Annotated in this window: 13 protein-coding genes; 9 read left to right on the top strand and 4 right to left on the bottom strand. The window is 36.1% G+C overall.

Features of this window, described 5'->3' with window-relative positions:
• Positions 1-145 precede the first annotated feature (145 nt).
• The 4 genes from ICJ84_RS10055 to ICJ84_RS10040 form a co-directional block, all read right to left on the bottom strand.
• Positions 146-1,555 carry a purine-cytosine permease family protein gene (locus tag ICJ84_RS10055; protein ID WP_188216263.1) on the bottom strand — a complete coding sequence of 470 codons (1,410 nt, stop codon included), beginning with the start codon at positions 1,553-1,555 and terminating at the stop codon, positions 146-148.
• A gap of 42 nt (positions 1,556-1,597) precedes the next feature.
• Entirely contained in the window at positions 1,598-2,968 is a 1,371-nt protein-coding gene (locus ICJ84_RS10050; RefSeq protein WP_188216262.1) for an FGGY-family carbohydrate kinase, read from the bottom strand.
• Positions 2,969-2,972: 4 nt separating this feature from the next.
• Complete coding sequence (locus ICJ84_RS10045) at positions 2,973-4,253, bottom strand: sugar isomerase (RefSeq protein WP_188216261.1); 1,281 nt, start codon at positions 4,251-4,253, stop codon at positions 2,973-2,975.
• A gap of 149 nt (positions 4,254-4,402) precedes the next feature.
• Entirely contained in the window at positions 4,403-6,508 is a 2,106-nt protein-coding gene (locus tag ICJ84_RS10040; RefSeq protein ID WP_188216260.1) for a bifunctional aldolase/short-chain dehydrogenase, read from the bottom strand.
• Positions 6,509-6,828: 320 nt separating this feature from the next.
• Here ICJ84_RS10040 and ICJ84_RS10035 point away from each other — a divergent pair, with 320 nt between their 5' ends.
• From ICJ84_RS10035 to ICJ84_RS09995, 9 genes are all read left to right on the top strand, one after another.
• Entirely contained in the window at positions 6,829-7,641 is an 813-nt protein-coding gene (locus tag ICJ84_RS10035) for an SDR family oxidoreductase (RefSeq protein ID WP_188216259.1), read from the top strand.
• Between the two features lie 20 nt (positions 7,642-7,661).
• On the top strand, positions 7,662-8,822 hold the full coding sequence (gene uxuA / locus ICJ84_RS10030) for a mannonate dehydratase (RefSeq protein WP_188216258.1): 1,161 nt from the start codon (positions 7,662-7,664) through the stop codon (positions 8,820-8,822).
• Positions 8,823-8,844: 22 nt separating this feature from the next.
• The gene (locus ICJ84_RS10025; RefSeq protein WP_188216257.1) at positions 8,845-9,582 is read left to right on the top strand and encodes a (Fe-S)-binding protein; all 738 of its coding nucleotides are present in this window, start codon (positions 8,845-8,847) and stop codon (positions 9,580-9,582) included.
• Between the two features lie 2 nt (positions 9,583-9,584).
• The gene (locus ICJ84_RS10020) at positions 9,585-10,952 is read left to right on the top strand and encodes a lactate utilization protein B (protein ID WP_188216256.1); all 1,368 of its coding nucleotides are present in this window, start codon (positions 9,585-9,587) and stop codon (positions 10,950-10,952) included.
• Positions 10,945-11,526 carry a LutC/YkgG family protein gene (locus tag ICJ84_RS10015; protein WP_188216255.1) on the top strand — a complete coding sequence of 194 codons (582 nt, stop codon included), beginning with the start codon at positions 10,945-10,947 and terminating at the stop codon, positions 11,524-11,526. The genes ICJ84_RS10020 and ICJ84_RS10015 overlap by 8 nt, the downstream gene beginning before the upstream one ends.
• A gap of 89 nt (positions 11,527-11,615) precedes the next feature.
• Positions 11,616-12,458, top strand: a complete 843-nt coding sequence (gene kduI / locus ICJ84_RS10010; RefSeq protein WP_188216254.1) for a 5-dehydro-4-deoxy-D-glucuronate isomerase — start codon at positions 11,616-11,618, stop codon at positions 12,456-12,458.
• Positions 12,459-12,592: 134 nt separating this feature from the next.
• Positions 12,593-14,854 carry a tetratricopeptide repeat protein gene (locus ICJ84_RS10005; protein WP_194408549.1) on the top strand — a complete coding sequence of 754 codons (2,262 nt, stop codon included), beginning with the start codon at positions 12,593-12,595 and terminating at the stop codon, positions 14,852-14,854.
• A gap of 161 nt (positions 14,855-15,015) precedes the next feature.
• A complete protein-coding gene (locus tag ICJ84_RS10000) occupies positions 15,016-18,369 on the top strand; it encodes a glycoside hydrolase family 2 TIM barrel-domain containing protein (protein WP_188216253.1) in 3,354 nt (1,117 codons plus the stop codon).
• A gap of 139 nt (positions 18,370-18,508) precedes the next feature.
• A complete protein-coding gene (locus ICJ84_RS09995; RefSeq protein ID WP_188216252.1) occupies positions 18,509-18,847 on the top strand; it encodes a DUF4870 domain-containing protein in 339 nt (112 codons plus the stop codon).
• Positions 18,848-18,910 lie beyond the last annotated feature (63 nt).

Below are 18,910 nucleotides of genomic sequence, written 5' to 3'. Positions count from 1 at the left end.
GACTCTATTTTGATATAAATAAATGTATTTTTTACCTTTATTTGGAATAGTATTTTTTTGAATAATCCAGCCTTTATTGCATTTTATTAAAAAAAAGCCCGTAAATGAATTTTACGAGCTTTTGAATTATGATAGAATTGATGTTTTATTGCTTTTGAAATTTCTTGCTGAATTCCAGAAATAAAACCCCACACATTATCCATGTTGGTAAGGTAACAAACGATAAAAAGATATCGAATTGAATAGAAATGAAGTAGAATAATCCGAAGCTAATAGCCCACGCAAATAGCACTGATTTATTGAATTTAATATTCGCATGTTCTGCGTAGTTTTTAATGATACCATATTTTTTAGCAAAGAAATGCTCGAATACAATCACAGCTCCAACTGGCGCTAAAATAAATCCGTAAAACGCGACGAAATCCAATAATTTCATTGCGAATGCAGGGAATAAGCCAGCCAAAGTTGCAATAGTACCAGCTATAATGGTTACCCAAAAAGTAGATACTTTAGGAATAATCGCCTGAAAGGCCAAACCTGCTCTGTAAATAGTTGGGTTAGCTGTCGTCCATCCTGCTAAAATTACAGCGATAATTCCGAAAACACCAATAGCGTTATAGGCTAAAGGCCCTGGAGCAACTGAGGGCGCTTGCCCATCACTAATTAAGGCTTGTGCCTCAGGTGACTGCAAATATACTGCGTATAACAAACAAGCCGCAATCCAGGCCATGTAGTGACCTACATACATTCCCGCAGCTGTAGTCCATCCTGAGCTTGCTTTTTTAGCAAAACGGAATACTGATAAATCCGACATGCCAATGTGCATGGCTGCGTTAGCAAACCAAGACCAGATTACTACGTGCCAGAAGGTGTATTTTATTTGTCCGGGGAAAGGGTCTGAACCTTCTCCCCAGATGTTCCAGAATTCAGAAAAACTACCGACACCTAACTGATTTAAAGCAACAATACCACAAGCTAAAAATGCTAAAACAATAATAGGAGACATATAGTTTGCTGCTTTCGAAACGGTATCGTAACCACGTGCAGCGATGATAGAAATTACCGCACCAATAGCCAATACAATAACAATCCATGTCACGCCATTAGGCATGGTATCGGTAAGCTTAGGCATAGGCATATCAAAAGGAATACCTACAGCTGTTGCCGACACTGTTATCATGGAGCCAGCCAGGAAACAGAATAAAATACCGTTGGCTAAATTATAAACGGTGACTAAGTTTTTACCACTAATTTTTTCAAGTTGAAAATATAAGGTTAAACGGTTTTTTACGGCAACTTCAGCAGTAAGGAAACGCCAGCTTAATACAGCTAAAAGGTTTCCTAAAAGTAATCCAATAATTAAGTCGAAGGCACTTACTCCGGCGGTTAAAAATAAAGGACCGATAACAAATTCGGTACCTGCGGCATGTTCACCGGCATACATGCCTAAAAAGCTTTTCCAGCCTTTTAATTTTGATTGCGGGACCGGGATTCTTTCAAATTCTCCTCCAGCAATATCTTCGATCATGTCTTCTTCTTGATGATATTGTGTCATACGTTTAAGTATTTTAATTTAGTTAGTTATTAGTTCAATAGGCTATTTTATAATGAATGGCACGTGTTTTTTTAATGAATAATTCTTTTTAAGGAATTTAGAATTCAGTTTGCTATCGGAAATACAAATGGCAGCGCCTAAAGCCGATCCTAATGAAGAATCGGTGGTTCTTAATTTCATATTTCTGAAATTATGCGATAATAGTTTAATGAATAAATCGTTGTCGCTAAAACCACCATCAACATACAAACGTTTAATTTCGTTGTCGTCAATCACATCTTCTATACTTTTTATCTGAAGTTCTACCAATTCCATCATTAACTGATGAAAGGCATGCTCAAAATCGGTATAAGGGAGTTTTGTTTCCGCGGGCATATCTTTTGACGACAGACTTTCCCATTTAAACATATGCTCAAAATTATCTACAATTTCGGTATAGATATCGTAATTAAATTTGATATGGCGGTGAGTATCTTCAGAAACGTTGTAATGTTTGTGAAGTTTACCAACCTGAATTTTGTATTCGTTACCTAGAAATAAACGTGTTGCTTTTACAGGTTTTCCGTTGATACGCATGTAATTGATAGAATCCTTATCATGTGTATCTTCAATAATCGGATGGTCTGCAAACGGATTTAAAGTAATGCTCCAAGTACCTGTTGATATTAAAACAAATTTCTTTTTAATGCTTCGTGCGTAAGGTAAAAGAGCTGAAGAACTATCGTGAATACCAACGCCAATTTTAATGCGTCGGCCGTTATAGTTCATATTAATGCTTGTTTCGGTAGAAACAATTGAGGGAAGAATATGATGTAATTCTTCTTTATATGCCCACTCGTGGTAATCTTTTTTTGTGTAATCCCATAGCGCAGTATGACAACCAATACTGGTGTATTCGCTTAATGGAATTCCGGTAAACACATAGCTTAGATATTGTGGGAGATGTAACGAATATTTGATTTTTTTGAATATCTCAGGTTTACTGTACTTTAACCAATACAATTGTAAACCTGAATTTAGCAAGCTTAAATCGAAACACCCGGTAGTTTTTAAAAACTCCTCTTTAGGACCGTATTTGTTTAAAAATGAATCAACAATCTCTTGGTCGAGAGGTTTTGTGTAGTTGTAAAGCGGCGTAAGTACCTCTCCGTTTTCATCGATATGCACAAAACTAGCTCCGTAAGTCGAAAAGTTAATCGCTTTAACATTAAACTCCTGAGCATCTAAAATGTTTTGAAACACACTTTTTAACCATGTTTGAAGCGCTTCTAAATTTTCGGTAGGATGACCATCTTCATCTTCAATTTCCTCGAAACTTGTATATTCTTTATAAACTTCTTTGTAGTCTTTATCGAATAGGAAGAATTTTTTATTGGTCTTTCCTATGTCAAATACAGCAGTTACATCTATCATACTTTTATAAACCTGTTGCGACAGTGTGTTTTCCTCTTTCTTCAATTAATGTATCTCTAACACCTAATGTGCGGTATGCGTTAATTGGGCTTAAAGCACCACCAGCCAGACGTCTGGCTTCAGCTAAAAGCGGACGAACATCGGTTCTGTAAGCGTCTTGTAAAATTTCCTGACACTTCACAACGTCATGATTTAATTGCGCTGCTTTTAATTCAGCCTGATCAACTAATAAAGCTTTAGCGTAAGCTTCCTGAATAGCTTCTAAAGATTGAATTAAATCCTCTAAAGGGTCTTTTACGTTGTGGCTGGCATCAATCATCCAAGCTAAATCCGGGTTTTGCGGATTGTTTTGCATACCGTAAACTAATTCGTTGAAAATTAAGAATAGGGCATAAGGCTTGATGCTTCCAACGGTTAAGTCGTCGTCACCGTATTTACTATCGTTAAAGTGGAAACCACCTAATTTACCTTTTAACATTAACACAGAAACAATCTGCTCAATATTACTGTTTGGTAAATGGTGACCTAAATCTACTAATGAGTACGCTTTTTCTCCACAAGCATTGGCTAACATGAACGATGTTCCCCAATCCTGAATAACCGTACTGTAGAAGTTAGGCTCGTAAGGTTTGTATTCGATTAACATACTCCAGTCGTCAGGAAGACCTTTGTAAATGTCTTTTAAACTGTTTTCAGTATGTTGTAATGCTGTTTGAAAATTATTTTGCCCAGGGAAACAAGAACCATCGGCTAACCAAACTGTTAAACTTTTAGACCCTAATTTGCTACCAATATTGATAACATCTAAGTTATGTTGAATAGCCTGTTGTCTTACCGCCTCGCTTGTGTTGCTTAAAGAACCGTATTTGTACGTTTCTTTAGCATCTTTTTGATCTTGAAAGGTATTCGAGTTAACGGCATCAAACTTAATGTTTAATCCGTTTGCTAAATCTTTAACTGCAGCGTAATCTTGCGGTATATCCCATGGAATATGTAAAGATACCGCGCCAGCTGTTTGTGTTAATGAGTGGATTAACCCGATATCCTGAATTTTTTGTTCTAAACTAGATGGCTCTCCGTAGAAAGAAAAACGTCCGAAACGCGTTCCGCCAGCACCTAAAGCCCAGCTTGGAATAGCGATTTGAAAGTCTTTTAATTTATTAATAATCGCTTCTACATTAGCACCTTTTTTAGAAAGGTTATTTGCTAAGAAATCGAAATTTTCCTTATGTGATTGTAAACCAGATTTATTCGTATCCTGAATGTGGTTTTGCTCTATTTTCATCTCTCTTATTGTAATTGGTTACTACAAGATACAATCATTTTTCAGTAAATTAAGTAAAGAAAATGAGGTATCTAAAATTGAAAAAAAAACTCCCATATATATTTGACTATAGTTATGGAAGTTTTTTACAAACTAAAACTAACTATCCTTTATCTTACAAATGCATTAGCCATTCCGCCATCTACATTTATAATATTACCTGTCGATTTATCCAAGATACCTACAAAAGTGAAGACACCGTTAGCAATATCCGCAGGAGTAATGATTTCGTTTAATAAATTTCTTTTGGCATAAAATGCAGGAAGTTCTTCTACGGTAATTCCGTTAGCTTTTGCACGACCTTCGGCCCAAGCGCCTTCCCAGATTTTACTTCCAACAATAACACCATCAGGGTTTACTGTATTTACACGTACTTTATCTTTAGCTAACTCGGCTGCTAATAAACGCACCATGTGTTGTTGTGCAGCCTTAGCTGTACCATAAGCGACATTATTTGGTCCGGCAACTAAACCATTTTTACTAGCGATAGCAATATAATCACCACCTAAGTTTTGTTGACGAGCAATAGTAGCGAATTGTTTCGCTAAGTCAAACTGCCCTTTCACTAAGATGCTTTGTAATATATTCCAGTCTTTATCTGTTGTGTCTTCTAGAGATTTAGAGATTGCTAAACCAGCACTGTGTACTACAATATCAACACCTCCAAATTCTAAACATGCTTTTTTGTAAGCAGCAGCAATAGAATCCGTATTGGTAACATCGCAAACCGCATAAGTAGAAACGTCGCGTTTGTAAGTAGCGTGAGCTTCTTTTAAGCTTTCTTCGTTAATATCTGTTAATACCACGTTAGCACCTTCTTCAGCTAATTTATCGGCAATTGCTTTACCAATTCCACCTCCTGCACCAGTAACGAACGCTACTTTACGAGATAATGGTTTTTCTTTTGGCATACGTTGTAATTTAGCTTCTTCTAGCAACCAGTACTCGATATCAAAAGCTTCTTGTCTAGGTAAGGACGTATATTCTGTAATCGCTTCAGCACCACGCATTACGTTAATAGCATTGATGTAGAACTCACTAGCTACACGTGTGGTTTGTTTGTCTTTAGAGAAACTGAACATACCAACGCCAGGATAAATAATAATTACCGGGTTTGGATCACGCATGGCAGGGCTGTTATCTCTTTTACAAGTATTGTAGTAATCTGCGTATTCTTGTCTGTATTGTTCGAAAGCAGGTTCTAGTTTTGCTAAAACAGCTTCAGCGTCTGATAAGTCTTCTTTAGGATCTAGCGTTAATACTAAAGGCTGAATTTTTGTACGTAAGAAGTGGTCTGGACAAGATGTTCCCATTGGCGCTAAACGCTCAAGATCGTTACTGTTAATGTATTCCATTACCACATCACTATCCGCAAAGTGACCAATCATTCTGTTTTCAGAAGAACATAAACCTCTTAATAACGGCATTAATTGTGCAGCTTTTTCAAGACGCTCTTCTTGTGGAAAACTTTCTACTTTTTGTCCGCCAAAAACAGAACCTTTTTCAGCTATCTTTTTAGTGATGTATTCAGAAGCCATTTCAATAACTTCTAAACTGTTCATATAACATTCGTAAGACGTGTCTCCCCAGGTAAATAACCCGTGGCTACCTAAAACAATACCTCTGATACCTGGATTTTCAGCTAAACATTTTTCTAACTGTAAGCCTAAATCGAAACCAGGACGTTGCCAAGGCACCCACCCCATAGTGTCACCCCAAATTTCTTTGGTTACTTTTTCACTGTCTTTTGCAGCAGCAACCGCGATAAGTGCATCTGGGTGTAAGTGGTCAATGTGTTTAAAAGGTAATAAACCGTGAAGCGGCGTATCGATTGACGGTGCTTTACTGTCTAAGTCATATATACAATGGTTAAATAACCCAACCATACGGTCTTCATCTTCTAAACCTCCATATACATTTTTTAAATCGCGTAATCTTCCAGTGTATAATCCAGCAATACCAGAACGAGTTAAGGTACCTATATCTCCACCAGAACCTTTAACCCACATTACTTCAACTTCAGCATTGGTTAATGGATCTTTTTCGATGGTTTTACAGCTTGTATTACCTCCACCATAGTTGGTAATTCTAAGGTCTGCACCTAATATATTTGAACGGTATAAAAATAAAGCTACCTGGTCATCACCTAAACTATCTGCTTTTTTATCATCCCAAAGATAATCTACGTATTTAAATTTTTTTTCAAGTGTATTCATGAGAATGTTTAAAATATTTGTTTCAAAATTAATTGAAGTGATTTTTGTTTCTATCCTGTACTGTACTGTAATATGATTAAAATTTTGATAAATTGATATTATTTTAACCTGAAAACCGAAATATTGTTATTATTTGAAAAGGTTTTTCGTGTCAAATTATCAGTTCTTTGTTTTTTGATTGTTAATAATTTAAAGAATTTTTAAAAGGAATATTTATTTTTTAAAAAATGAATAAACAGTACAGTGCAGTACAGTAAATGTAAAGTATATATGTAAATTTGCTTGCATCATCATGATTTTATAAACTAATCAAAGAATAAATGAGCCAATTTAATTTAGAAAATAAAGTTGTACTGGTTACCGGCGGCGGCGGTGTTTTAGGTGGCAGTATGGCCGAGTACCTTTTAGAGCAAGGTGCTACGGTAATTATATTACATTACAAGCAAGATACTGTAGATGCTACTGTTGAGCGCATGAAATCGATTAGCGAAAAGGTTGATGGATTTTTGTGTAACGTTGTAGATGAAGCAAGCTTGCAAAACGTATCGGATGCGATTATAGCAAACTACGGAAAAATCGACGTGTTGATTAATGCAGCCGGAGGTAATATGCCGGGAGCGACTATAGGACCAACACAATCGTTTTTCGACATCAATATGGATGACTTCAGAAAAGTAGTCGATTTAAATTTATTCGGGAGTATTATTCCTTCTATTATTTTTGGTAAAGAAATGGTGAAGAATAAATCAGGGGTCATTATTAATATTTCTTCTATGGCAGCCGAAAGAGCGATTACACGCGTAGCTGGATATTCAGCATCAAAAGCAGCGATTGATAATTACACCAAATGGTTAGCAGTAGAGTTAGCTACAAAATATGGAGATGGCTTACGTGTAAATGCCATAGCTCCGGGATTCTTCATCGGAAATCAAAATCGTGCTTTATTATTAAATGAAGATGGAAGCTATACCGATAGAGGAAATACTATTATTAAAAACACACCAATGAAACGTTTTGGAGAAGCCGACGAGTTACATGGGGCGTTACATTATTTATGTTCTGATGCTTCAAAGTTTGTAACCGGAATTGTAATTCCAGTTGATGGCGGATTTAGTGCGTTTAGTGGGGTTTAATTTTATTCAGATTTAAAACAATGCAAGAAACATTTAGATGGTTTGGGGTTTCAGACTCTGTTAAATTATCAGATATAAAACAGGCAGGAGCAACAGGTGTGGTAACGGCATTACACCATGTGGCGAATGGAGAGGTTTGGGAAGTTAGCGAAATTCAAAAAGTGAAAAATCTTATTGAAGATGCTGGATTGGCTTGGAGCTTTATTGAGAGTATTCCTATTCACGAAAACATAAAATTACGTAAAGGTGATTATTTACAACGTATAGAAAACTACAAGCAAAGTTTACGTAACGTGGCAGCTTGTGGTATTAAAAACGTATGTTATAATTTTATGCCGGTGTTAGACTGGACACGTACGCAGCTTTTCTGGAAACTGGAGGACGGAAGTACAGCGTTGCGTTTTGATAAAGTTGAAATGGCGGTTTTTGAAAAATTCATTATGGAACGCAAAGGGGTAGAAGAAGCCTATACTTCTGAAATTCTAACTTTAGCTGAACAGCGTTTTGCTGACATGTCTGCTGAAGAAAAACAAGCTCTTGAAGACAATGTGTTAAAAGGTTTACCAGGAACGGTAGATGATTTAACGATTCCTGTATTTAAAGACATGATAGCGCAGTACGATAACCTATCGCATGCTGATTTAAAAGCGAATTTATCATTCTTCTTAAATGAAGTGATTCCGGTATGTGAAGAAAACGGTATTGTGATGGCCATTCACCCAGACGATCCACCAATGGATATCATGGGTTTACCACGCATTATTAAATCGGAAGCCGATTTAGAAGATTTAGTGAACTTTATAGATAGTCCATCAAACGGAATTACATTTTGTACAGGCTCGTTAGGAGCAAACCCGGATAACGACTTACCGAGTATGATTAGAAAATTTGCTGATCGTATTCACTTTTTACACCTTAGAAATGTAAGACGGGAAGCTGATGGTAGTTTTTATGAAGACAATCACCTTGACGGTTCTACAGATATGTACGATGTAGTAAAAGCCGTTTTAGAAATAGAAAAACAAAGAAATATACATTTACCAATGCGCCCAGATCACGGTCACCAAATGTTAAGCGATTTAGAAAATAATAAAGCTTACGCGGGTTACACGGCTATTGGTCGTTTACGTGGTCTAGCAGAATTACGTGGTTTAGCACTTGGTATTTCAAGAAGTAATTAATAGTAATTAAAAATATATAAAAATGAAAGTCGGTTTATTTATACCGTGTTATATAAATCAACTCTACCCGCAAGTCGGAATTGCATCATTAGAACTTCTGGAGAAACTGGGAGTCGATGTAGAGTATCCATTGGGGCAAACTTGCTGCGGACAACCCTTAGGAAACTCAGGATACGAAGACGATTCTAAAGGAACTTGTCAGTTGTTTGTAGAGAATTTTAAAAATTATGACTATATCGTTGAACCTTCGGGAAGTTGTGTGTATCATGTAAAAAAGCATTTTGATATTTTAGAACAAACCGAAGATGTTATACGTGTTCGAGATAATACTTACGAATTATGTCAGTTTATATATCAAGTACTTGGTAAAACCGATTTAGGAGCATCTTTTCCGCATAAAGTAGGTATTCATAAAAGCTGTCATGGCTTACGTGGCTTACGTTTGGGGTCATGTTCAGAGCGTATGGATCCCCATTTTTCAACTGAAGAAAATCTATTGAAAGAAGTAAAAGGCTTAGAGCTTAAAACATTGAACCGTGCTGATGAATGTTGTGGATTTGGAGGAACATTTTCGGTGTTTGAAGAAGCCATTTCAGTGAAAATGGGTAAAGATCGAATTCAGGATCATATTGATAGCGACGTAGAAGTGATTACCGGTGCCGACCATTCGTGTTTAATGCATTTGGAAGGGCTAATCAACAGAAATAAACAGCCACTTAAGGTGATGCACATAGCAGAAATTTTAAACAGTAGTATCTAATTATGGCACATGCAGAAGCAGCAGCAAAATTTAATGAAAACGAAGCCAAGGTAAACTGGCACGATAAAGCGTTATGGTTTGTTAGGCAGAAACGCGATAAGCAAGCTCATAAAGTACAAGGTTGGGAACAACTTCGTGATTATGCCTCAGCACTAAAAGCCAATGTATTATCTAATTTAGATAGCTATTTGGTGCAGTTTGAAGAAAATGCCAAGAAAAATGGTGTTATTGTGCATTGGGCAGCCAATGCCGAAGAACATAATAAAATTGTTCACAGTATTCTTCAAAAACACAATGCTAAAAAGATTGTAAAAAGTAAATCGATGCTAACTGAAGAATGTCATTTAAATCCGTTTTTGGAAGCTAATGATATTGAAGTAATTGATACCGATTTAGGTGAGCGTATTGTACAGTTGGCTCAAGAACCACCAAGTCATATTGTGTTACCGGCGATTCATAAAACCAAAGAAGAGGTCGACGAATTGTTTCAGGAACATTTGGGCACCAAGCCAAGTGGCGGAAACCCGGAATACTTAACCCGTGAAGCCAGAAAGCATCTCCGTAGTAAGTTTTTACAAGCCGATGCAGCGATTACCGGTGTAAACTTTGCTGTGGCCGATACAGGCGGATTTGTAGTATGTACAAACGAAGGAAACGCCGATATGGGAGCACACCTAGCTAAAGTGCATATTGCCTGTATGGGAATGGAAAAATTAATTCCGCAGGAAAAACATTTAGGAATCTTTTTACGTTTATTAGCAAGAAGTGCTACCGGGCAACCTATTACCACGTATTCTTCATATTTCAATAAACCAGAAGAGGGTAAGGAAATGCATATTATTATCGTTGATAATGGAAGAACCGAGCAATTAAGTCGTGAAGATTTCAGAAGATCATTACACTGTATCCGATGCGGGGCGTGTATGAATACCTGTCCAATTTACAGACGTAGCGGCGGACATAGTTATGATGCGACTATTCCAGGGCCTATCGGTTCTATTTTATCACCAGGAAAAGACTTAACTAAGCACAGTTCGTTGCCATTTGCTTCTACACTTTGTGGGTCATGCAGCGATGTTTGTCCGGTAAAAATTAATATTCACGAACAGTTATATAAGTGGCGACAAATTATCGTTAAAGAAGTGCCACAACCCTTCGTAAAGAAAATAGTAATGAAAGCAGCTGGTAGTGTTTTAGCTAAACCAAAAACTTACGATTTTGTTGGTAAATCCACGCGATTCATGTTGAAGCATACGCCAAAATCTTTAATAAATTCGAAAATAAACACTTGGGGTCACGCCAGAGATTTACCTGAAGTAAAAGGTGATAATTTTGAAGATTGGTATAAAAAAAGACAGAAAAATGAGTAGAGAAGCTATATTAAAAGCTGTAAAAGCAAACAAGCCGGAAGCCTTACCATTACCAGATATCGATTTAAGTGTTTTTGATGAAGACATCAATCTTATTGAACGCTTTAAAGAAAATATTGAATTTGTTGGCGGCCGTCTTTTAGAAATAAATGGATTAGATACTATCGATGCTGAAATAAAAGCCTTGTATCCCGAAGCTTCAAAGATTGTTTCTTGTATGAAAGAATCTGCGTTAGGAACGGTTCCTGTTTCAAAAGATACCAATCCACATACACTGGAAGATATTGATTTAACCATTATAAAAGGAAACTTCGCTGTTGCTGAGAATGGAGCGGTTTGGGTTTCAGACCAGGAAATTGTTGTACGTGCTTTACCTTTTATTACCAACGATTTAATTTTGGTAGTCCCTAAAAATGCTGTTTATTTGCACATGCATCAGGTTTTTGATGCTATTTCTGAGCGTGAAAGAACCTTTGGAACCTTCATTTCAGGACCCTCAAAAACAGCCGATATAGAACAATGTTTGGTGGTTGGTGCTCATGGAGCCATCAGTTTAACTGTGGTTTTGTATTAAAAGACAGTCATTAGGATAAACTTCATTTTATCTGTGTACATAGCTTAATCGTTTAAGCAAAATAATTTAAAAAACTAAAACTATAAATTATGTCAGTTAGTTATGAATCGCGTTACGCATCAAGCCCTCAAGGAGTAAAAGGGTATGATACAGCGCAATTGAGAAACGAATTTTTAATTGAAAATCTTTTTGAAGCCGATAAATTAAATTTAGTGTATTCGCACTACGACCGTTTTATTACGGGAGGTGTGTTGCCGATTTCTAAATCCGTTTCATTAGATGCTATCGATCCGCTTAAAGCAGAATTCTTTTTACAAAGAAGGGAGCTTGGTATCATTAATATTGGTCAGACGGGAACAGTAACTGTAGATGGTACTGTTTATGAGTTAAACCACAAGGAAGCTTTATATGTAGGTCAGGGTAATAAAGACGTTGTATTTGCAAGTGCATCTGGCGATAGTCCTGCAATGTTCTACTTAAATTCAACACCTGCGCATAAAGCGTATCCAACAAAGAAAATTGGAACAGATGATGTTGAAGTGATTGAGTTAGGATCTCCTGAAACAGCTAATGCGCGTACTTTAAGAAAGTACATTGTAAATAGCGTAGTAGATGTATGTCAGTTACAAATGGGAATGACCTCTATTAAGGTAGGAAGCAGCTGGAATACCATGCCTGCGCATGTTCACGATCGTAGAATGGAAGTGTATTTCTATTTTGAAATTCCTGAAGGACAGTCAGTTTGTCACTTTATGGGAGAGCCGCAAGAAACAAGACACATCTGGATGCAAAATAATCAGGCAGTGATTTCTCCACCATGGTCTATTCACTCAGGTTCGGGTACAAGTAACTACTCGTTTATCTGGGGTATGGCTGGTGAGAATTTAGATTATGGCGATATGGATGTTTGTGCTATTCCAGAGTTGAGATAGTATTTATAACAGATTAAAAAGGCGTTAAGACATAGTTTTAACGCCTTTTTTTATGTTTAATTTATAGTAGTTCTAAGTCAAAATTAAGTTACATTTATACTACAATTTATTGTGTGATTTTAAAGATAAATATTTTGACTATCTCCCTTAATTCTCGTGCTGTTATAAGTTTATTTAGCGTATTTATTTCAATTGTTTTATTGGTTTCCTGTAAAGAAGAAAAAAAATATGAAGCCATAACAAAGAATGATATTTTTACATCTACAGCTCTAATTCCTGATGATCATTTTTTAGGTGATGAAACTTGTAAAACATGTCATAATTCAGAATTTAAAGACTGGCAGGGTTCTTATCATGATAAAGCCATGCAAATTGCAGATAGTACTTCTATTTTGGCAGACTTTAAAGGAGAAACATTTACCAGTCAGGAAGTCACTTCAAAGTTTTATAAAAAGAATGGTGATTATTATGTCAATACCGAAGGACCAGATGGTGCGTATCAGGATTATAAAATTGTTTATACTTATGGTGTAACACCTTTGCAGCAGTATATTGTGCAATTTCCCAATGGCGCTTTTCAGTGTTTAAGCACAGCGTGGGATTCTGTTGAAAAGAAATGGTTTAATCTGTTTCCGGATTTTAGGGTAGTCCACGACGAGTGGTTACACTGGACGAATAAAGGCTTAAACTGGAATACCATGTGTTCCGATTGTCATTCCACAAACGTTAGAAAAAACTACAGTTTAAAGAACGATAGTTATGACACCAAATATGCTTTAATCAATGTAAATTGTGAAGCCTGTCACGGTCCGGGAAAACAACATGTTGACGACGTTAAACGTTTGGGGAAAACATATGCGCCAACAGGAACTATGAAAATGACTAGTAATATAGAGCCAAAACAGTTGGTTGATGAGTGCGCTCGATGTCATGCCCGTCGTGAACAATTCACTGAAAATTATAATTATCAGGGTTCATTTTTAGATCATTATTTCCCGCATTTAATTGTAGAACCACAATATTATCCAGACGGACAGATTTTAGATGAAGATTATGTTTACACATCTTTTGTGCAAAGTAAAATGTATAAAAATGATGTGGCTTGTAACAATTGTCATAATTCACATTCATTGAAATTAAAAATGGAAGGCAATGCGCTTTGTACACAGTGTCATGTGCCTGCAAGATATAATACTTCAGAGCATCATAAGCATGAGATGGGAACTGAAAGTGCCGCATGTATTAATTGCCATATGCCTGGACGTTATTATATGGGTAACGATTTTAGACGTGACCATAGTTTTAGAGTGCCTCGACCTGATTTAAGTTTAAATTACAATGCGCCAAATGCCTGTGTAGGTTGTCATGAAACCAAAGATAATACATGGGCATGGGAATCTTTTCAGAAACTTTACGGAACAGTAGACTCATTACATTTTTCAGATAAGTTGGCTCCAGGTGTACTGGGAGTCGCTCATGCTGATGCCGGTTTAATTGATTTAATTCATAATACTTCAGAAAACGAATTGGTGAGAGCTTCCGCTTTGCGGGCGTTATCAAATTATGATATGCAGCAACATATAGACGAATATATAACCCGATTAAATGATGCATCACCTTTGGTTCGTGCAACGAGTGTCGATGTATTGAGTAACATCAACAATACCGATTATCTTAATTATTTGCTACCACTTTTAAAAGATCCTAAAAGAACGGTTCGTGTAAAAACATTTTATGCTTTGGCAGGAGTCAATGAACTTCAAATTCCAGAGGAGTATAAGGAAGTTTACACTAAAGTGAAAAAGGAATTTGATACCTATATCAATCTGAATACCGATTTTGCTGGTGGGTTGGCAAGAAAAGGCAATTATTATATAAAACAAGGCAATTTGCAACAGGCTATTTTTTATTATGAAAAAGCCTTGGAGGTTGATAATCTAGAAAATAATTTAAGGTTAACGCTAGCGAATTTATATTACAATACAGGAGATTATAAAAAAGCAGAAGACACATTTAAACTTATTATTCAACAAGAACCAGAATATGGTCCAACCTATTATTCTTTAGCCCTGTTGTTAGCCGAATTAAATAGGGAAGAAGAAGCCATTACATATTTAGAACAAACCATTATCAAAATGCCTGAGTATATTAGAGCTTACTATAATTTAAGTTTGCTCTACGATAAATTAAATCAACCTAATAAAGCAGAATCAATCTTAGCTAAAGGGTTGAAAGTAGATTCAAATAACGAAAGTTTATTGTATGCTTTGGCATATCATTATGCGAATCTCAACAATGAAAGTAAAGCAAAAAATATAGCCAAACGATTGGTCGAATTATATCCAAGCAACCAACAGTATGCAGTTTTTTACCAGCAGTTATCAAATGTGCAATAGAGAACTTTTAATTTATATCTTTTTACCGAATAGATTTAGATTATACATTTAATCATAAAATTTGTTAAAATCTATTATTCTAAGTTAATAAACCTGATGAAATAGTTATGAATATCCGCTAAATTTAATATGTTTGTGTACGAACACATTTTAAATCATTTATGAAAAACAAGTTAACAAACTTAACGCTCTTTTGTTTTAGTAGTTTATTATTTGCTCAAGAGTTACCTAATGACCTGAGGCATTATATTGAAAATCCGCAAGTGATTTCAGAGAATAAGGAAGAAACACATACCACATTTTATTCGTTTGCTTCAGAAAATGAAGCCTTGAAAAATAACTGGAAAGCGTCTGCTAACTACATTAGTTTAGATGGACAGTGGAAATTTAAGTGGGTTCGTAAACCGGCCGATCGACCTCAGGATTTTATGAAACCAGAAGTAGATGTTACTGGTTGGGATGATATTAAAGTACCAGGAAACTGGGAGGTTGAAGGGTATGGTGTTCCTATTTATGTAAACCATCAGTACGAGTTTGCCGATTATAAAGCGCCGGTTTCAAAAGAAATCACTTTTAAAGAAAAAATTTATCCGTCTAATCCTGGACAAGTACCATTCGATTATAATCCAGTTGGTTCTTATAGAAGAACATTTACGGTAAATAAAGGATGGAATGAAAAGGAAGTCATTTTACATATAGGTGCCATGAAATCAGGTGGATTTGTATGGATTAATGGTCAATATGTAGGGTATTCTCAAGGAAGTAAACTTCCGGCGGAATTTAATATTTCAAAATATTTAAAAGAAGGCGAAAACATGATTGCACTTCAAATTTTCAGATGGACAGACGGCTCGTATCTGGAATGTCAGGATTTCTGGAGAATCAGTGGTATCGAACGTAGTGTTTATGTATATGCTCAGCCTAAAGCTCGTATCAAGGATTTTGAGGTTATGGCTACTTTAGATAAAGGTTTTGAACATGGAAATTTAGATTTAACGGTTGCTGTTAAAAATTCAGATGTAAAATCGAAAACGGTTGATGTTTTTTATGAAGTGTTAGATGCTAATGCCTCTGTGGTTGCTAAAGGAAATCAATCCGTTAAGATTCCTTCAGACGGGACGATGAGTGTTAATTTGAAAACGCAAATTTTCAATGTATTACCGTGGACAGCTGAAACACCAAATTTGTATCAAGTAGTTGTTACTTCAAAGGAAAAAGGAAAGGTTTTAGAGTCTACGTCTTCAAAAATTGGTTTTAGAACCGTTGAAATTAAAAACGGATTATTACTTGTAAACGGACAGGTGATTACTTTAAAAGGTGTAAATACTCAAGAGCACAATCCGGAGACTGGCCATGTTGTCCCTGAAGCGCAAATTTTAAAAGATATTCAGCTTTGGAAAGAGAATAACATCAATGCTGTTCGACTAAGTCATTATCCGCAACAAGAAAAATTTTATGAGCTATGCGATATCTACGGAATTTACGTGGTAGATGAAGCTAATATAGAATCTCACGGTATGTATTACGGAAGCCATTCGCTTGCTAAGAAAGAAAACTGGGAAAAAGCACATGTCGATCGCATGATTCGTATGGTAGAAAGGGATAAAAACCATCCGTCGGTGATTATTTGGTCTATGGGTAACGAGGCAGGAAATGGCATTAACTTTTTTGAAGGCTACAAAGCTATAAAAGCGCATGATAAACAAAAGCGTCCGGTACAGTACGAGCGTGCTTATAAAGACGTTGATGGGAATTTATTCGATATGGATGAGAACACCGATATTATCGTACCACAATATCCATCACCAGCATCATTTGAAAATATAGGACGTTCGAAGACCGATCGCCCGTTTATTCCTTCGGAATACGCGCATGCTATGGGGAATAGTACAGGTAACTTCCAGGATTACTGGGATGTTATTGAGCAACACGATAATTTACAAGGCGGTTTCATTTGGGATTGGGTAGACCAGTCTATCTGGAAAACTAATGAAAAAGGTGAGAAGTTTTATGCCTATGGCGGTGATTTCGGAGAAGGTATGCCAACCAACAATACATTTTTAAACAATGGTATTGTTTTTCCAGATCGTACTGCGCATCCCGGTTTATATGAGGTTAAAAAGGCTCACGAGTTTATCAACTTTAAAAATAAAGGAATTAATGGAGATAATCAGGTTCGTGTTTTAGTAGAGAATCTTTACGATTTTACAAATTTGGATAAATTCGATATCAAGGCAAAAATTAAAGCAGATGGAGAAGTTTTAGATACTTTTGATGCCGGAAGTATTTCAGTAGAGCCTCATACAGGTAAATTGGTTAGAGTACCACTTAGTAATATTAATTTTAAGGAAAACACCGAATACTTTTTAGAAATTGAAGCGGTTCTAAAAGCCGATTGGGGACTTTTAAAAGCGGGATATGTCGTGGCTCATGAGCAGATTTTATTGGACAAAAAAGTGAAATGGCAAACGGAAACTGTTGCAGCTAATTCAGATGTAAAAGTGAATGATGCTAAATCGACATTAGCGCTTTCAGGCGATGATTTCAAAGTGGTGTTCGATAAAGCCGCAGGAAAAATGGTGTCTTACATTTTTGCCGATGAAGAACTGATTAAAGATCAAAACGGACCGAAACCAAACTTTTGGCGAGCACCAACCGATAACGATTTTGGTAATCGCATGATGAATAACAATATCGCATGGAAAGAGGCGTCGCAGAACTACAAAGTAGCATCGTTTGCTTTTGAAAAAACACAACAAGGAGAAGTTAAGGTAAATGTAACGTATCAATTATCGGGCGTGGAAACAACATTTGTGTCTTCTTATACAGTGTTTGCTAATGGAATTATAAAAGTAAACAACACGCTGAATGCGACGACTTACCAAGCTGATATTCCTAGAGTAGGTATGCGCATGCAGTTGCCTAAAGTTTACAATAATATGACGTATTACGGACGCGGACCATGGGAAAACTACACAGACAGAAAAGCTTCAGCATTTGTCGATGTGTATAATTCTTCAGTTTCTGAACAATATGTGCCATACATCAGACCTCAGGAAAACGGTTATAAAACTGATGTCCGTTGGGCTGCTTTTGCTAACAAAAATAATAAAGGGTTGTTAGTTGTGTCTTCTGCCGAAAATAAAAAGGATCTAGGATTAAGTGCTTTGCATATGCTTAATGAAGATTTCGATGCTACACCTGGACTTTCTTATGCTACAGAGGAAAAGGTAGAAGTACATACAACTAAAGATGAAAATTACAGCGATGGTATGCCAGAAGTAAATGTAAGCAAACACACAATTGATATCGTAGAACGCGATTTGGTTCAGTTGAATATCGATATGGATCAACGTGGTGTTGGAGGCGATAACAGCTGGGGAGCAAAACCGCAAAAAGAATACTTGTTATCAGGAGACCAAGTCAATACCTATAGTTTTTATATGATTCCGTTTAAAAATGGAAATAAAGAAAAGTTTACCGAATTATTCAAATCGGTGTACACGAGTAAGTAAGTTTCAGTTTTACTGAATTTTAAAAATCCGCAGTTGCAATAGCTGCGGATTTTTTGTTTGTTGAAGTAAAGTTTATTTAGAATGGTGTAACGTTTTATAAATTTAATAGTCTAACATGTATCAATCAAAAAAATCAATCATGAGACAAGATAACCAGCTTTTAGTTATAACCCATTTAAGTCAGTTAGTCACTTTGGTATTAGGCTTCGGTAGTTTACTATTACCGTTAATCATTTGGTTAACGCAAAAAGATAAAGTCTACCAAATGGATGAACACGGAAAAAACATTGTAAATTTTCAACTGAGTTTAATAGTGTATTGTTTACTGTGTATTCCTTTAATGTTACTATGTGGTATTGGACTTATTGGGTTTATTATAATAGGTGTTATATCTCTTATCTTTCCAATTATTAATGCGATAAAAGCCAGTAATGGTGAAGTTGCCAAATATCCGTTATCTCTTAATTTTATTAGTTAGTTTAGTTAGTTGAGGTAATAAAAAACGCTCACCATTGGTGAGCGTTTTTCTTTATATAAAATT

Source organism: Aestuariibaculum suncheonense (assembly GCF_014596935.1).
Lineage (GTDB): Bacteria > Bacteroidota > Bacteroidia > Flavobacteriales > Flavobacteriaceae > Aestuariibaculum > Aestuariibaculum suncheonense.
This window is presented reverse-complemented; position numbering and strand designations above follow the sequence as displayed.

What these genes read in the sequence shown, in the direction of transcription:
- uxuA (WP_188216258.1), top strand. Translation starts at nt 7,662, where the DNA reads ATGCAAGAAACATTTAGATGGTTTGGGGTTTCAGACTCTGTTAAATTA.
- ICJ84_RS10050 (WP_188216262.1), bottom strand. Translation starts at nt 2,968, where the DNA reads ATGATAGATGTAACTGCTGTATTTGACATAGGAAAGACCAATAAAAAA.
- ICJ84_RS10055 (WP_188216263.1), bottom strand. Translation starts at nt 1,555, where the DNA reads ATGACACAATATCATCAAGAAGAAGACATGATCGAAGATATTGCTGGA.
- ICJ84_RS10025 (WP_188216257.1), top strand. Translation starts at nt 8,845, where the DNA reads ATGAAAGTCGGTTTATTTATACCGTGTTATATAAATCAACTCTACCCG.
- ICJ84_RS10000 (WP_188216253.1), top strand. Translation starts at nt 15,016, where the DNA reads ATGAAAAACAAGTTAACAAACTTAACGCTCTTTTGTTTTAGTAGTTTA.
- ICJ84_RS10045 (WP_188216261.1), bottom strand. Translation starts at nt 4,253, where the DNA reads ATGAAAATAGAGCAAAACCACATTCAGGATACGAATAAATCTGGTTTA.
- ICJ84_RS09995 (WP_188216252.1), top strand. Translation starts at nt 18,509, where the DNA reads ATGAGACAAGATAACCAGCTTTTAGTTATAACCCATTTAAGTCAGTTA.
- ICJ84_RS10035 (WP_188216259.1), top strand. Translation starts at nt 6,829, where the DNA reads ATGAGCCAATTTAATTTAGAAAATAAAGTTGTACTGGTTACCGGCGGC.
- kduI (WP_188216254.1), top strand. Translation starts at nt 11,616, where the DNA reads ATGTCAGTTAGTTATGAATCGCGTTACGCATCAAGCCCTCAAGGAGTA.
- ICJ84_RS10020 (WP_188216256.1), top strand. Translation starts at nt 9,585, where the DNA reads ATGGCACATGCAGAAGCAGCAGCAAAATTTAATGAAAACGAAGCCAAG.
- ICJ84_RS10040 (WP_188216260.1), bottom strand. Translation starts at nt 6,508, where the DNA reads ATGAATACACTTGAAAAAAAATTTAAATACGTAGATTATCTTTGGGAT.
- ICJ84_RS10015 (WP_188216255.1), top strand. Translation starts at nt 10,945, where the DNA reads ATGAGTAGAGAAGCTATATTAAAAGCTGTAAAAGCAAACAAGCCGGAA.